Origin of the sequence: Micromonospora phytophila (assembly GCF_023656545.1) — a bacterium.
Lineage (GTDB): Bacteria > Actinomycetota > Actinomycetes > Mycobacteriales > Micromonosporaceae > Micromonospora > Micromonospora phytophila.
Genome location: NZ_JAMOKF010000117.1, coordinates 1 through 14,356, shown reverse-complemented (window position 1 = coordinate 14,356; position 14,356 = coordinate 1). Strand labels below are relative to the sequence as shown.

Here is a 14,356-nt window from a genome sequence, read left to right as displayed (position 1 = left end):
GACCCCGACGCCGCACACACGCCTGCCCGAAGACCATGCCGGAAGACGGGCAAAACAACGCCAGCGGGTCAAACACCTAGCCTTGACCGGCCCCGCTCCTTCATGGATGACAGATCAGTCTCGGGACCGGTTGATGCGTTACACCTTGACTCCGCTTGATGGGTTACGCGGTCCACGATCCGCTGGCTACCGACTGTGAACCTCTGGCCGAAGACGCGGATGCGGCAACATCCGCTTCTGTCGATGAGCGCGCACGTTCAGACCTCTCGGAGTGTGATCTCGAGGTCGCGGGGTGCTTGCACGCCGGCGAGCGCCCACGCCCAGCCTGGAAGGGCAGCAGCCTCTGCGAAGAACTCATCAAGGGGCGTGCCGAAGGACCACAGGTGCCCGGAGGCGAAACCCTCGGTCGCTGCACTGCGAGTCCAGTGAAAGGTGCAACTCAATTGCCACATGGGTGCGTACTCATCGCCGGCCTCGATGAACTGTCGCGTGAGATCAGCCGAGAATTCTCGCTGACCCCGGAAGTCAAACGTTCCGAACTGGGCGAGGACGCCATCGCCGTCCTCCTCGGGCGGCGCCGCATCATCGATCGAGATCGCGGCGAACCGCCGGAACACCTCGACGAGCGTCCGCACGTCAGCCGTGGTCACGACGCTCGGATTCACCCCGGCATCGGTAAGCATCGACTCCAGGAGCACCTTGGTCTGACGGATCAACATAGGCGAAGCATGTCACTCCCGTCGCCTCACACACCGCAGCTTCGCGACCGTGCGCACTGCGGAGATGCGCCGATAGCTGGGGTCGCGCACGCGTGGACCAGGTGTCCTCATCTGCCGCGATCCGCGCGTGGCGGAGCGTGACGGCGGCCGCTACCGCTCGGCATCCTGATCTACCGATGTGAGTGCGGGCCGCGACCGCCAGTGCGGCCAGGCTTACGGGATATGCCAGCCTCAGGGCCTACTGGTTGACTATCGGCGTGGAGGATCGGCCCGATCACTTGTCAGCCCGATTGACGCGTGTGGCGGCGAAGTTGGAGGCTGCCGCGTCGATGCCCGAGGGCACGGTGATGTTCGGGGCAACCGCTCACCGTTTTCAAATCGGGCCGCCGTTGCCGGAGGACGCGGTCGTTGCCTTCGAGGAGCGGCACGGCGTGAGGCTGCCGGCCGACTATCGAGGGTTCATTACCACGGTCGGGCATGGCGGACCCGGTCGGTTCGGTGGCGCAGGCCCCTTCTACGGCCTGCACTCGCTAGAGGACTGGGACATGGGTCTGTGCGGCATGCCAAACAGCACGATGTTGGCCAGGCCGTTTCCCGCCGAGCCGGGGCGGGTGTACGAGGATTGGCTGGCCGAGGTGGCGCCAGGCGATGAGGACGAGCCGTACCGCGGAACGTTGGCGCTCAGCGACCAGGGCTGCGGCTACCTGTCGCTTCTTGTCGTCAGCGGACCGGCCACGAGGACACCGACGCCCGATTGGGCACCCCGCTGTGCCTGGACTGCTACGACCACGACGCGCAAGCGGTCTGGAACCACTCGGCCGGGGAACTGTGGCGGCGCACCACCATCGCGATCAACCGCTACATGCACCGCCTGGCCACCGCACGCGGCATCCCCGACATCCCCGTGACCTCGCCGCGCACCGGCAAGACCCGCTGGGTGTCCCCGGTACGGCTGTCGTTCGGCAAGGCCGCCGAGATGCAACGACGCGGCGTCGTGCACTTCCACGCCATCATCCGCCTCGACGGCCGCGACCCCGACGACCCCGACGCCATCGTGCCCGCCCCGCCGCAGCTCGACGCCGCCGACCTGGTCGCCGCCGTCGACCACGCCGCCGCCACCGTCGGCTTCACCACCGCCGATCACCCCGCCCACCCTGGCGGCTGGCGCATCGCCTGGGGCAACCAGGTGCTGACCAAGATGATTACCGTCGCCGGGCGGGGCGAGGTGACCGACGCGCAGGTGGCCGCCTACCTGGCCAAGTACGCCACCAAGTCGACCGAGGTCACCGGGCACGCCTCCAACCGGCTCACCGCCGACAGCATTGACATCTACGCAGACCCGGCCGGCAGCCACACCGAACGCCTGGTCGACGCCTGCTGGATGCTCGGCACGCCGCGCGACTGGCGGCGGCTGCGCCGCTGGGCGCACATGCTCGGCTTCGGCGGCCACTTCCTCACCAAGTCCCGCCGTTACTCGATCACCTTCGCCCTGCTGCGCAACCAACGCATCGTGTTCCGCCGCACTCAGAGCAGCGGACCGCAGGAAGCCGCGGCCGGCCCCGAGCCGACCACCCTCGTGGTCAACTTCCTGCAATTCGTGGGCGCCGGCTGGCACACCACCGCTGACGCGCTGCTCGCCAACGCCTCCGCCGCGATGGCCCGAGAGCACCAGGACGCCGCCCGCGAGTACCTACAGACCCTCGTCGCCTGACGCACGATCCAGCGTCAAGCCCACCTTGACAGCAGAACCGACAACATTGGGGATCCGATGAGTACCGATGCACTGGCAGCACCGGGCACGCTGCTGACCACTGAGGAGCTTGCCCGGCTCGTGAAGGTCGACCCGTCCACCGTCCGGCGGTGGCGCACCGCAAACCCCGTCCAGGGGCCGGCGTTCATCCGGCTGTCCGCCCGGGTCGTCAAGTACGACCCGGAGGACGTGCGGGCGTGGTTGGAGCGGCACCGCACCGACCCTGAGGAACCGGCTCGGTGACCACTCCCCTGCTCCCGATCGGCGTCGCCGTCTCCACGGATGTGGAGCACCGGCCCGGCCGGCCGCACCCGTACCGTGCCCGGGTCCGGTGGGTCGACCCGGCGTCGGGCCGACGCCGCTCCAAGTCGCAGGCGTTCGCGGATGCCGAGCAGGCGCAGGCTTGGCTCGTCACCATGCAGCGCGCGGCGAGGGGCGGCGTCGACCCCGACGCGGCCTCGATGCGGCTGGAGCAGTACGGCGACAGCGTGATGCGCCTGGCGCTACGCGGCCTGGAGGGTAAGACGCTCGATCCGTACCTGGCGGGGTGGGGCAGGAGGGTCGTGCCGACGCTCGGCCACCTGCCCGTCCGGCTGATCACGAACGGGGCGGTGGACCGGGCCGCGCACGGCTGGATCTCCGAGGGCTGCGGGCGGTCGACGGTGAAGAACAGCCTCGCCGTCCTGGTGCGGGTCTTGGAGCAGGCGGTGCGCGACGGTCTGATCGACCGCAATCCGGCGCGGCTGACCGGGTGGCAGCGGGAGTACCAGCGCGCCGAGGACGAGTTGGACAACCCGCGTTCCCTCGCGCTGCCGAACTGGACCGCGCTCGCCACCCTGGCGGCGGCGTTGGTCGAGCGCTCGCACGGCCGCTACCCGGGTTGGGGTGAGGTGGTGATGTTCGCGGCCGGCACGGCGGCCCGGATCGGCGAGGTGTCGGGGGTGCGCGCGGGCGACATCGACCGGGACACCTGGCTGTGGACGGTGCGCCGGCAGACCACCACCGGCCCCGGCGGCCTGGTCGACAAGGGCACCAAGAGCAAGCGGGCGCGGCAGGTGCCCATCATCGAGGAGCTGCGGCCGATCGTGGCGGCGAAGCTCGACCGGGCGGCCGACGGCGACGCGCGACTGTTCGTCGGTCCTCGCGGTGGCCGGATCAGCACGGCGGTGCTGCGCGACGCGACCCACTGGGACGAGGTGGTCGGCTCGCTGGGCTTCGAGTACCTGCGGCGGCACGACCTGCGGCACACCGGCCTGACCTGGATGGCGGATGCCGGCGTGCCGGTGCACGTCCTACGGAAGATCGCCGGCCACGGCTCACTGATGACGACCCAGCGAAATCTGCATCCGGATCGCCAGTCGATCCACGCGGCCGGCGAGGCGCTGACGGTGCACCTCGCCGGGCTGAGGTCCCCAAGTGGTCCCCAGCGGGGCATCGCATGATCGCGAGAAATGCCCCTCTACCTCTGTCGGGACGGCCGGATTCGAACCGACGACCCCTTGACCCCCAGGCAACGATTCCGCTTCGTTGAGCTGGCGTTGCTGAGCCTCTCACCTGCGGGAGCGGTGCGCCGACGTCCGTGGTTGTGCGGCCCTGTTCGCACCCGTAGTCACTCAGTTAGACACTCACCCTGACACCGCCAGCCTGGCTGCCATCAGGAGCGTCTCGACACCTCATTTGTAAGTTCTGGGCAGCCTTCCGACGCCGTCCATCCTCTGCCGGCCCTCCCCGTCCGACTCCGCCAGGAGGCCGTGATCATGCGCCGCCGTCCGTCATCGTTGCTACAGGCGCTGCTACATTCTGCACCCGCTCGACCAGCGGATTAAGAGAAGATCGCGGATGCCTGGTCAGAGGACCGGGTGCCTGGTCTCACGGTCGGGACGTGTCGGCTGCTGTCGTTCTTGGGGGACCCGCTGAAGCTGTACCGCTGGCTGTACAGCCATGCATCGTCGACCTTCTGATCCGTAGATTTCCAAGACCGCTTCGCAGCCGTTCGGCGGCGTCCGCGTCGCCCTGGTCGTCACGCTCTCGGCAACTGAATCGGTCCGGGCTCGTCCGGCTCCGTTCGCCCCGGTGGCTCCCACCCGTGGCTCCCAGATTGTCAGCTCGGAATAGGGTCATTGCCGTGATCGACGTTGACGAGGCGATCCAGATCGCGACGGACTTCCTGGCCCGTCGCCGTTCCGAGCTTGGCGACCAGCGGGAGCTTCCGAGGGTGCAAGAGGTAACGACCGGGCGGGTGCAGACTGCAGACGGTGGGCGACTTTGCCACATCGTGAGCTTCGGGTGGCCGATCCGGATCGGCGTTGATCAGGAGACAGGTAGCGCCGACATGCTCCGGTGAGGGCCGGACTGGTCTATCCACCACTCGACGCCGCGCCTTGTGGCCCGTGGATGGCCCGCTGGCTCATGCCGGGCGAGGGCTGGTGACCTACGCATTACGAGATCAAGTTGCCTACTCCGGACCACCTGCGGAAACCGCGCTTTAGCAGCGGAAACGGCTCTCGGCATCTCACACCGCTCCCCCGCCTTCCGCCACTCTCTTGCGGACTGGATGCGGACCGCAATGATCAGGAGGCGGCCCTACTCGGACGAAAGCCAGAGGCCGGGAAGTCTTGCCTCAGTGGGAACGCCGTCGAGGACCAGTGATGTGTTCGCTCCCACGAGAGCAACCCGTGGATCGATGAACGCGGTACAGAGGTGCCCGACCCGCCGCACGGTGACCTTGTGCCGCACCGCGCCCTCCTTTAGCCAGAGCTGGTCGCCCTCGCGGATGTCCGCCAGCTCCGGCCTTCCTGTGACCACGACGCCAACACGAGGAACCGTGAAGGAGTCAGAGATGAGCATCCGAGTCATTGCTACCTCCTTCGCAAAGTCTCGGTCCCTGCCTTGCAAAGATCAAGACGGTTGTCGGCCGGCGTCGACTACTGCGGCTGACCTGCCCGGCTTGTCTGTTACGGCCGCTCGTCACCCGCGTTCGTCGGCTGGCTTGGCTGTACGGATGGCTGTACACCCACAATCACGTGACACGATCCAACATGTGGCAACCGATCTGCACCACCGCCGCCATGGTTGATTCGGCGAAGAGCGAGGCTGTCCGGCTCTACATGAGCTGGGGCCGCAATCCCTGGCCCCGCACCAACCCGGACGCGGTGCTCGGCATGTCCGCCGCATCCCCTGAGCATCTCCTTCGGTACGCCGAACGCGTCGTTCAGGAGATGTTCGATCAGTTCCCGGTCTGGGATGTCGGTCCCGGAGGGCTAGCGCAGGCCGCAGATCGTGTTGGTGCAGCGATGGCCGTCCGTCACCCTGAGCTTGATGCGGAGGCGGCTAAGGCTCTGGCTTGGATGTGGTCCTACAGCGCGCGATAGCCACCCGATCCCCGCCATAGATGCTCAGTTTGGAAGGACGAAGATCACGGCCGACAAGGACCTGGTGGGCCAGGTAATGGCAGGAAGCGCGTGACCGTTCGTGCCCCCTGGTGACCCTCCTAGGTACCGGCTACTGGCACGTGGATGGCACGGCGGTCCTACCTATCCGAGAGCATGAGCCCAAGCCGAACAGGAGAAGGCCGAGGATGGTGGAAGCAATGGTGACTGCGTTCCACCGTGAAAACGTCCGGCGTGCCCAGTTCTCGAAATCGGATCTCACCGGCCGAGCTAAACACCTCGCTCCGCACGTCGCAACAGCCGCCCTCCGCAGGCAGCCAGGGCAGACGTCTGCGCCTGCATCCGACGGCCCGCTGACCTTGACGCCGCCCAGTGCCTGCACCGGCTCGGAGGATGCGGGCAGGATTCGGGCCTGCGGCCTTGGGATTAGAAGAAGATCGCGGATGACTGGTCAGGCCATCGCGCCCCTGCTCAGCCTGTCCTTGGGTGTCGGGTGTCGTCGGCCACTGCCGCTCTCCTTGGCTGTATCGATGGCTGTACGACCGGCCGGCGCTCACCGTCTGATCCGTAGATTCCCAAGAGCATGTCAAGGCCGTCCGATGCCGTCCACCTGGTCCTGGTCCTCAAGCGCTCGGCAACTCGATCGGTCCCGTCCCGTTCGGTCCAGTCCTCCCCGGTGGCTCCCACGCGTGGCTCCCAAACTGTCAGCATGGGAGTGGTCGATCTAGCCGACTTGGCTGCTAGCGCTCCACAAAGATCTTGCAGGCCACAGCGGCCGTCAAGGTGATAAAAGATGCTGCGGTCAGCGCTACTGCGACCGGATGCGGCACCGATGGGAACCACGCTGACGCTCCCAGGGCGATGGTGCCACCGATCAGGGCGTGGAAGCCGCCTGTACGAGTCGGTTGGGGTGGCGACTGTTGGCTCTTGAAGAGGCCGAGGAGGCCGTCCTGAAGTAGCCAGTGGACACGCCGCGTGACGATTATTCCGATGCCTAGAGCTATGAGAGTGATGCCGGAAAGCACAAAGAACAACACGACGGCGACAGGGGGGGATGTTGACGGGGTGAGCACGGCGTGATCTTTACACGCCTGGATTCCAGTGGCTACCCCGACTGCGCGGCGAGATTGGCGTTGCCCCCAACCGGTACCTGACCCCCTGGCATTCTCCCGCCCTGCGGGTGACAGCGGGGTCAACGGCATGCTGGCTTCAGCGGATCTCCTCGTCGGGCAGTCGCCAGACCGTCCAGCCTCCCCAGACGGGGGCCAGGTGGAGCGCCCTGCCGGACGAACGACCTGGTCCCCGTCCGGGGAGGCTGGTAGCCCTTGTGGTGCCCGGCGAGGTGAGCCGCGGCGGCATCTCTGAGGAGGGTCGGGGTTCGGGGCGGAGCCCCGAGGTCTTCATGGTCTGGTCGTTCCGAAGCGTTGCCGGCCGGCCCGGCCGATGCCGGCCGGAGGTCGCCAGCAGGCCGGGGCCGGGCCGGCGCGGCCCGCTTTGCGGGCCGCCTTGATCTATCAATAGGCCAACTCGGCAACAAGTGCGCGCGCAGTTGTCGTGTCGGCATCACTGCCGACCGCGGCCAAGGCAGACGTGCGAGCCCACGCCGCACCGTCAGTTTGGAAGGTGCCTTGAACTCCGTCCTCGATACCGCTGCAAGGCCGGGCGACCTGGTCTCTTCATGACGCGATGCGGTGGGCGACCGGTCGGTCCACGCCGTTGTTGACCCCTCTTGACCAACCGAACGGGCACGCGTCGGGCACGTGGCCCGCTTCCATCGTTGCAATCCAACCGAGTCCGCGCCTTGGCCGGCCTGGCCGATGCCGGCGCGCGCGCCGCCAGCAGGCCAGGGCCGGCCGCAGCCCCACGGGCGAGACCCTCGGCCGACTGCGTCGTCCCGAAGGAAAGATCGACGCCTGTTGGCCTGGCCAAACACCTGCCATAGGCTGCTGATACGGTCTGTCAGGATCCACCTTCGTCCGCTGCTGCTCATACCCGTGGTCAACCACATTGTCACTCGGGTTCGTAAGGCGGGCAGCGGCGGTCGACCGAAAGAAAGACAAGGCGATGCCAGAGCCTCGTCGTTGGCCCAAGGAGCGGGTGCTTCGAGAACTGGTCAAGCGATGCGACCTGCCAGCAGGCGCAACCGTAGTCCGTGATTGGCTGACTTCGTTGGAGTATCGCGACTCCGGATTAAAGCGTCAGCTGTCCGTGTACCCGGGCAATCCGGGCCGTCTGCATTGGCGTGTGGACGTCGGCGACGCCGAGCTTCGGGAGCCTGGCCCACCAGCCTTTTGGACCCGTTATTACATCACTGACAAGCTGGTTGGCGGCCAACGTGGCGTGTTGAGCCGCAACTTCACGGGCCACCCATGGCCGGTGGCTGGCGGCGACCTATCCGACAGTCTGGTGCAGGATGTCGCCCGTTTCGCGCCTCAAATGCTCTGGTTCCTGCGCGATCGTTACGACCTAGGCCTGATGCTACTTAACGGCAAGGCTGAGAAAGAGGGCGTGGAAGGCGATCGCTGGGCTGGCCCCACCGCCGGTCTTGTTCAATCGGTCATCCTGGCACGCACGGCTCCCTTCCCAGAACTTGAAGCCCTCGCCATGACCCGACTCGACCGACACCGCAATGACGAGGTCCTCGGGTTCGTCGGCACGTTCTCTCAATCCGTCGGTCACTGGGCGAGCCAATATTCAACCAGCACCGTCGTTGACATCTCCGATCTCTGCGCATTGAACCGAAAGAATGGCACCAGCAAACGCTGACGACTTTCCTGCCATCCCGTGTGCCGTCGACCCGCCCTCTTGGGGAGCGGGCCGCCGCCCGGCCCGCCACGTCATCCATGAAGGAGCGGGGCCGGTCAAGGCCGGGGTTTTGACCTGCTGACGTTGTTTTGCCCGTCTTCCGGCCGGGGTTCGAGGCAGGCGTGTGTGCGGCGTCGGGGTCAAGGCTGGGCCGCAGGCCCACCCCGGTAGGGGCTTGGCCTTGACGCCGGTGCCGTGGACGCCATGCTGCTGATGCCGGAAGTCGGTGTTGTGGGTGTGGTCGCGTCGCCAGGTTCCGAGCGATGTCGGGAGGGCAGGCCGAGGTTCGGCTGCCGGTCATCCATTCGCCCCGCGGTTCGGGGGCATGGTGGTGTGCGACCGTGACCGGACGGGGTCAATCAAGCGGGCGGCCTCGCCGTCGGCCGACGGGGGCCAGACGTGGCACGACCACGCATCCGGTCACGTCCGAACCGCTCACGCCGCCGTCGCGGCCGGACGCAGGGCACGGATGTGTCCATCGCGCAGGCCGTAGTAGACGAGGGTGAGCAGCTTGCGGGCCACCGCGACGGTGGCGATGTTGCCTCCGCGTCGCTCAGCGACGCGGGCGCGCGTGGAGGTCAGCCAACCGGCGGTGTGCGGGACACCGTGGGCGGCCTCAACCGCGGCCCACCGCACCAGGGTCGAGCCCTGCTTGGTGATCCTCCCCCGGTGCACGACAAGGTCAGATTCACGATGCCGGGGAGTCAGCCCGGCCCACGAGGTCAGCTGCGCCGGGCCGGCGAACCGGTCGACCTCGCCGACCTCAGCGACGAACACCGCCCCCAGGACGGGACCGACACCAGGGATGGCCTGGATGGCGGTATAGCCACGATGCCCGGCGAGTCTGGCCCGGATCGGACCGCCGACCGCGTCGATCTCGAAATCGACCGCGTCGATCAGCCGACACAGCGAGGCCACCCGACCCCGATACGCACCATCCAAGGGCGCCCTGGCGAGCAGTTCCCGCCCACCCACGCCGAACAGATCCGATACCGCGATGCGCACCCCCTGCTTGGCCAACACCGCATGCACCGATGCCTTCAGACCGCTGCGCCACGCGACCAGCTTGGCCCGATACCGCACCAGCTCCCGCAACTCGCGCACCGCCGGCGGGGCCACATACGCCTCCGGCAGCCTGCCCATCCGCAGCAGATCCGCCAGGTCCGCGGCATCACGGGCGTCGTTCTTCACCCGCCGGTAGGCGAACCCCTTCACCCCCAACGGATGCGCCAAATGCACCCGGGCACCAGCCGCGGTCAACACATCCACAGCCCAGTACCAGCCATAGGTCGCCTCCAGGACCACCTCAGGGTCCGGGCCGGCCTTGGCAATCTCCAACCCGAGAGCAACCGGGTCATTGTCGATGCGCACCGTGTCGAGCTTCTCGCCCGCCTCCGTCATCCGCACGATCACCGACCTGCGCCGATGCAGATCGATACCCACGATCTGCCGGCCGTCGTACTCTGCCTGCATGAGGGGCCTCCTTCGTCGTGAGACGTGAGCACCCCGAGCATCCCGCCCGGGACCCACGAGGAGCCAGGCCCCGCTCCTTCATGCCATCAAGCGGACCTTGACGGCTCGTACGGACGCTGGCGGGTCGGGCGGCGGTCTGCTCGGCTCGCCCGGGTCGATGGCAGGCGGGATGGCCCTGCGCAACCGCCCACGGACCGCGACGCGCCGACGGTGCCCTGGCCATCCTGGAGCCGGAGCGCCCCCGCCGGAGGCGCTCTAACTGCAACCCGTAACCGCCGCCAGCTCGCCGACGCGGCCGGCGTGCGCTCCCCTACGCCGCGCGGGCTCGTGACCGCGCGGCCCGGCCGGCTGCCGGCCCACCATCCATCGGTCAACACCCCTGTCGTTCTGCGGCGGCCCTCCGGGCTTCCCGCTGTCCGCGCCAGCCGCCGGGCATCAGGCGTGACGGCCGCAGAGCGACAGCGGCAGCGGCCGGCGCGCGCCCAGGCGGCGGCGCGTGCGGCCTTGAAGACGTACAGAAAATTCTCACCACTTCGCCGGCAGCCGGCTGTCCTGCGCCGGGTGATGGTTGACACCGCGACCTCGGATGATGCTTTACATGATCGCGACCCACGCGCGGATCGCGGCAAATGAGGATGCCTGCGTTCATCGGGGAGAATTGCCGGTCACCTCGTCCGCAACGCTGAACGTGGCACCGCATACGGCACAGCTCATCCGACCAAACAAGTAGGTGAGTGCGGTCGCCACCGACTCGTGGCCCACCCGCAACGCCTCGGCCTGCAGACGCGTGGCCAGCTGCGAGGAAAGCCCGGGCTCGATCGAGGAAGCGCCTGACTGCAGGTCGATAAGCAGGTCCTCAGCGCACGCCGGACACTGCACATCGACCTCCCCGTCGTTGATGCGGTCGAGTTCCTTGCCCCAGACCTCGTCACCGTCCAAGCCGAGTACGGCTTGCTGCAGGTAGACGAACATCGTGTCGCTGGACCCGCCGGACGCCACGCATTCAAGGGTCAGCGCACGCAATGCGGCGATGTCATCGGCGTACAAACCACGACTCTTGTCGTCGGCGTCTACGGCGATGAACCCGGCGAGCACTACGGCGCGCTCGCGGTCCTGAGGACGAAAGGTGGCGCAGGTCCGGGCCAACCAGGGCAGCAGAACGGCGCTTGCGGGATCGCAGGTGCCCTGGTGACACGACTCCTGCCAGATGAGATCCCACGCCGGGGAACCGGGGTCGGCTGCGGCCGCATCCAGGGCTTCCTGAAAGCTCGTCACCTACGGAGCCTCCCACACCGATCGACATACTGATCTCGGCATGACCGCTCGCTCCGCGGCAGAAGCGGACACCGTCTTGCCGCAGGTCGTTCGGCGGCACGTCGGCGGCGGGACCGAGCCGGCCCGGCGACCCATCCGTTGACAACATCGCTCGCGTCTCAATACGCTTAACACAGTGGTTAAGTGAAGGGAGCTTCCGATGGCTGGCACCGATCAGCTCAGCGCGGTGTTCTCGGCGCTGGCCGACCCGACTCGACGGGCGATCCTCGCCGAGCTGGCCGAACGCGACGCCACGGTCACCGAGCTCACCGCTCCTCTGTCCATCTCGATGCCAGCGGTGTCACGGCACCTGAAGGTGCTCGAGCGCGCCGCGCTCATCTCGCGGTCGCGGTCGGGCAAGTGGCGCGCGAGCCGCCTCGAGGCTGCCCCGCTGCGCGAGGCGGCCGACTGGATCGAGCGCTACCGGCGGTTCTGGGACTCGTCCCTCACCCGCCTCGATGCCCACCTTGCCGCGGTGCAGGCCGCCGGACGGGCAACGAACCGGATGGTCGACGACCCCAGGGAGATCGAATGAAAACGGAAACTCCGCAGCTCGTCATCTCGCGTGTGTTCGACGCGCCGCGGGAGCTCGTCTATCGAGCCTTCACCGATCCCGACCACCTGGCGGCGTGGTGGGGCCCGGTCGGCAACTCACTGCCGCGCGACGAGATCGAGTTCGACGTGCGCCCCGGCGGCTTTCAACGGTGGACGGAGGTCAATGCATGCGACCCCGGCCTTCGCGTGCACATCCATGTCGACCTTAAAGACGTCGCCGACGGCGAACTACTCGAAGGCGTCATGCACGTCAGTGGCCGGCTGCAGGAGGGCATCGAGCCGTTCGAGACGAGACTCCGGGTCGAGTTCCACGACGAGGCTGACGGACGGACGCGACTGGAGATCCGCCAGTGGCTCCCCGAACATCTGGCGCACCCCAGCGAGGAGGGTTGGCGCCAAGCGTTCACCAAGCTGGACGCCACCCTGATGAATGTCCAGGCTGTTGCAGCTGATCATCGAGAGGTAGAGGTATGGCAAAGCTGATTTACGTGACGAACGTGTCGCTTGACGGCTACATCGAGGACGAACGCGGCGCGTTCGACTGGTTCCCAATCGGCGACGAGGTATTCGCGTTCCACACCGACCTCCTGCGGTCCGTGGGCACGTTTCTCTACGGGCGGCGCCTGTACGAGGCGATGGCCGTCTGGGAGACCAACGCCGCTCTGGCCGCGCAGTCCGACCTCATGGCCGACTTCGCGAGCGCCTGGCAGGCGGCGAGCAAAGTCGTGTACTCCACGACCCTCGCCGCGGTGTCAACTGCCGACACCCGACTCGAACGCCGTTTCGACCCCGCCGCAGTACACGAACTGAAGGCCACGGCCAGCAGCGATCTCACCGTAGGAGGTGCCAACCTCGCGACGCAGGCTTTCAAGGCCGGGCTGGTCGACGAGTGCCAGCTGATCATCCTGCCCATTGTCGTCGGCGGCGGCAAGCCAGGGCTGCCGACCGGCATACGCGCCGACCTCGAGCTCCTCGATGAGCGCCGATTCCGAAACGGCGTCGTACACCTCCGCTACCGCCCTCTCACAGTGAACGACAGCCCTGTCCGATCGCCGGCGCTTGCATGACACGCGGAGCGCTGACGACTGATTCGGCCGGATGAGGCCGCCCATCACGAACTCGGGTTGCGTCAAGTCGCAGTATGCGCAGGCGTCAACCGCCGCGTCGGGACGACGGGTGGCGACAGCGAACCTCAGTCCGGGGAACGCCCCGAGAACGACCCGCCTTCATCTATCCGTCGGCATGCCAGCCGTACGCTCGTCGACCGCTCCCGACGCACCCGCTCATCGGCATGACCGGACGTCTCGCAGCACCGTGTCATGGCGTCCGCGCAGGCCCTTGGGTCGGTCAGCCTGGTCGTGATCATGTAAAGGATCAGGCGAGGCCGTTCCGTCAACCATCATGCGAGACCAGGCATCGCCGGCAGCCGGCTGTCCGGTCTCAGGACCTCGGTGACAGATCGGTATCAGGACCCGGGTGACACCTAGCTTGGGTTGGCCGGGGCCTCGGCGATCAACCACGATGAGCGAGTGACCGAGCGGGGAATCGAGCAGCGACCGATGAGCGTCTTCCGTCGGCGTGTGATAGCAAGCGTGCTTACCGGCCTGGTCGTCGTTGCAGTGCCAGCCGTGTTCGTTGCCCGGCGCAATCCGTGGCACTACGTACACCTGATGCCGTTCGGCCGGTCGTTAGTTGGGGCGGCCGCACTGTTCGCCGCACCGGTGCTGCTCGGCATCGCGGCGTGGCTTGTCCTGCGGCCAGTGCTGGCGCGGGCGGTGGTCGTAGTTGCGACCGTCTTGGCGTTGGTAGCGCCTTGTGGCGGACTCTTATTTCTCACGGGGAGGTCGGTCTACGGCCTCCAGGGCGTGGAGCCATACGGGGATACCGAGGTTGTAGCCCTTTCCCCAGGCGGTTCGTTCGAGGTGGTCTTGCTGCGCTACCGCGAGTGGATGACTGGCTTCGATATCTTGCGGATCCGGTCACGGGCCGGGCTGAGTAGCCGGGAGGCCAACCAGGACCTCGCATGCTTCGCCACGCCGTTCGATGGGCTTCCTCCCGAGGGCACCTTGGATAGCGCTCGGTTCTTGAGCGAACACGAGATTGAGGTCCGCACCGAGGCAGGCCAGCCCTGGACGACCAGGTTTGACCCGCACACCCTCCTGGCCGACTCCATCCTGTCCCACGGCTGCCAGTAGGCGGCGATCTAGCCGCACATGTCACCCACGTCCCGAGACTGATCTGTCATCCATGAAGGAGCGGGGCCGGTCAAGGCTAGGTGTTTGACCCGCTGGCGTTGTTTTGCCCGTCTTCCGGCATGGTCTTCGGGCAGGCGTGTGTGCGGCGTCGGGGTC

At 67.3% G+C, this 14,356-nt stretch carries 14 protein-coding genes and 1 pseudogene; 11 read left to right on the top strand and 4 right to left on the bottom strand.

Annotated features, from left to right (window positions below; genetic code table 11):
- Positions 1-257: 257 nt before the first annotated feature.
- Positions 258-719: a hypothetical protein gene (locus NCC78_RS15985; RefSeq protein WP_210776355.1), complete on the bottom strand. Its 462-nt coding sequence runs from the start codon at positions 717-719 to the stop codon at positions 258-260.
- Positions 720-1,048: 329 nt separating this feature from the next.
- Here NCC78_RS15985 and NCC78_RS32540 point away from each other — a divergent pair.
- From NCC78_RS32540 to NCC78_RS15965, 5 genes and pseudogenes are all read left to right on the top strand, one after another.
- Positions 1,049-1,375, top strand: a pseudogene (locus tag NCC78_RS32540) (SMI1/KNR4 family protein); the annotation flags it as partial.
- Between the two features lie 98 nt (positions 1,376-1,473).
- Positions 1,474-2,430: a replication initiator gene (locus NCC78_RS15980; protein WP_250795348.1), complete on the top strand. Its 957-nt coding sequence runs from the start codon at positions 1,474-1,476 to the stop codon at positions 2,428-2,430.
- 57 nt (positions 2,431-2,487) lie between these two features.
- The gene (locus NCC78_RS15975; RefSeq protein ID WP_250795345.1) at positions 2,488-2,712 is read left to right on the top strand and encodes a helix-turn-helix transcriptional regulator; all 225 of its coding nucleotides are present in this window, start codon (positions 2,488-2,490) and stop codon (positions 2,710-2,712) included.
- A gap of 41 nt (positions 2,713-2,753) precedes the next feature.
- Positions 2,754-3,911: a tyrosine-type recombinase/integrase gene (locus NCC78_RS15970; protein ID WP_250795349.1), complete on the top strand. Its 1,158-nt coding sequence runs from the start codon at positions 2,754-2,756 to the stop codon at positions 3,909-3,911.
- Between the two features lie 683 nt (positions 3,912-4,594).
- Positions 4,595-4,813, top strand: a complete 219-nt coding sequence (locus NCC78_RS15965) for a hypothetical protein (RefSeq protein WP_250795344.1) — start codon at positions 4,595-4,597, stop codon at positions 4,811-4,813.
- Positions 4,814-5,052: 239 nt separating this feature from the next.
- Here the strand turns inward: NCC78_RS15965 and NCC78_RS15960 are convergent, their stop codons facing one another.
- Positions 5,053-5,325, bottom strand: a complete 273-nt coding sequence (locus NCC78_RS15960; RefSeq protein WP_250795343.1) for a hypothetical protein — start codon at positions 5,323-5,325, stop codon at positions 5,053-5,055.
- 182 nt (positions 5,326-5,507) lie between these two features.
- Here NCC78_RS15960 and NCC78_RS15955 point away from each other — a divergent pair, with 182 nt between their 5' ends.
- Positions 5,508-5,840: a hypothetical protein gene (locus NCC78_RS15955; protein WP_250795342.1), complete on the top strand. Its 333-nt coding sequence runs from the start codon at positions 5,508-5,510 to the stop codon at positions 5,838-5,840.
- A 2,115-nt stretch (positions 5,841-7,955) separates the two neighbouring features.
- Positions 7,956-8,624 (top strand): hypothetical protein, encoded by a 669-nt coding sequence (locus NCC78_RS15950; protein WP_250795341.1) that lies wholly within the window; start codon positions 7,956-7,958, stop codon positions 8,622-8,624.
- A 474-nt stretch (positions 8,625-9,098) separates the two neighbouring features.
- Here the strand turns inward: NCC78_RS15950 and NCC78_RS15945 are convergent, their stop codons facing one another.
- Both NCC78_RS15945 and NCC78_RS15940 read right to left on the bottom strand, forming a co-directional pair.
- Positions 9,099-10,136, bottom strand: coding sequence for an IS110 family RNA-guided transposase (locus tag NCC78_RS15945; RefSeq protein ID WP_250795340.1), 1,038 nt, complete (start codon positions 10,134-10,136; stop codon positions 9,099-9,101).
- Between the two features lie 645 nt (positions 10,137-10,781).
- Positions 10,782-11,411: a hypothetical protein gene (locus NCC78_RS15940; RefSeq protein ID WP_250795338.1), complete on the bottom strand. Its 630-nt coding sequence runs from the start codon at positions 11,409-11,411 to the stop codon at positions 10,782-10,784.
- A gap of 199 nt (positions 11,412-11,610) precedes the next feature.
- Here NCC78_RS15940 and NCC78_RS15935 point away from each other — a divergent pair, with 199 nt between their 5' ends.
- The 4 genes from NCC78_RS15935 (at position 11,611) to NCC78_RS15920 (ending at position 14,200) form a co-directional block, all read left to right on the top strand.
- Positions 11,611-11,985: an ArsR/SmtB family transcription factor gene (locus NCC78_RS15935; protein ID WP_250795337.1), complete on the top strand. Its 375-nt coding sequence runs from the start codon at positions 11,611-11,613 to the stop codon at positions 11,983-11,985.
- On the top strand, positions 11,982-12,488 hold the full coding sequence (locus NCC78_RS15930) for an SRPBCC family protein (RefSeq protein WP_250795335.1): 507 nt from the start codon (positions 11,982-11,984) through the stop codon (positions 12,486-12,488). The genes NCC78_RS15935 and NCC78_RS15930 overlap by 4 nt, the downstream gene beginning before the upstream one ends.
- Positions 12,476-13,072 carry a dihydrofolate reductase family protein gene (locus NCC78_RS15925; RefSeq protein WP_250795334.1) on the top strand — a complete coding sequence of 199 codons (597 nt, stop codon included), beginning with the start codon at positions 12,476-12,478 and terminating at the stop codon, positions 13,070-13,072. Before NCC78_RS15930 ends, NCC78_RS15925 begins: the two co-directional genes overlap by 13 nt.
- Before the next feature lie 462 nt (positions 13,073-13,534).
- Positions 13,535-14,200, top strand: coding sequence for a hypothetical protein (locus NCC78_RS15920; protein ID WP_250795333.1), 666 nt, complete (start codon positions 13,535-13,537; stop codon positions 14,198-14,200).
- Positions 14,201-14,356 lie beyond the last annotated feature (156 nt).

Excerpts from the sequence above, each read along its gene's own strand:
- NCC78_RS15985 (WP_210776355.1), bottom strand. The coding sequence starts at position 719 with ATGTTGATCCGTCAGACCAAGGTGCTCCTGGAGTCGATGCTTACCGAT.
- NCC78_RS15975 (WP_250795345.1), top strand. The coding sequence starts at position 2,488 with ATGAGTACCGATGCACTGGCAGCACCGGGCACGCTGCTGACCACTGAG.
- NCC78_RS15960 (WP_250795343.1), bottom strand. The coding sequence starts at position 5,325 with ATGACTCGGATGCTCATCTCTGACTCCTTCACGGTTCCTCGTGTTGGC.
- NCC78_RS15955 (WP_250795342.1), top strand. The coding sequence starts at position 5,508 with ATGTGGCAACCGATCTGCACCACCGCCGCCATGGTTGATTCGGCGAAG.
- NCC78_RS15945 (WP_250795340.1), bottom strand. The coding sequence starts at position 10,136 with ATGCAGGCAGAGTACGACGGCCGGCAGATCGTGGGTATCGATCTGCAT.
- NCC78_RS15935 (WP_250795337.1), top strand. The coding sequence starts at position 11,611 with ATGGCTGGCACCGATCAGCTCAGCGCGGTGTTCTCGGCGCTGGCCGAC.
- NCC78_RS15930 (WP_250795335.1), top strand. The coding sequence starts at position 11,982 with ATGAAAACGGAAACTCCGCAGCTCGTCATCTCGCGTGTGTTCGACGCG.
- NCC78_RS15925 (WP_250795334.1), top strand. The coding sequence starts at position 12,476 with ATGGCAAAGCTGATTTACGTGACGAACGTGTCGCTTGACGGCTACATC.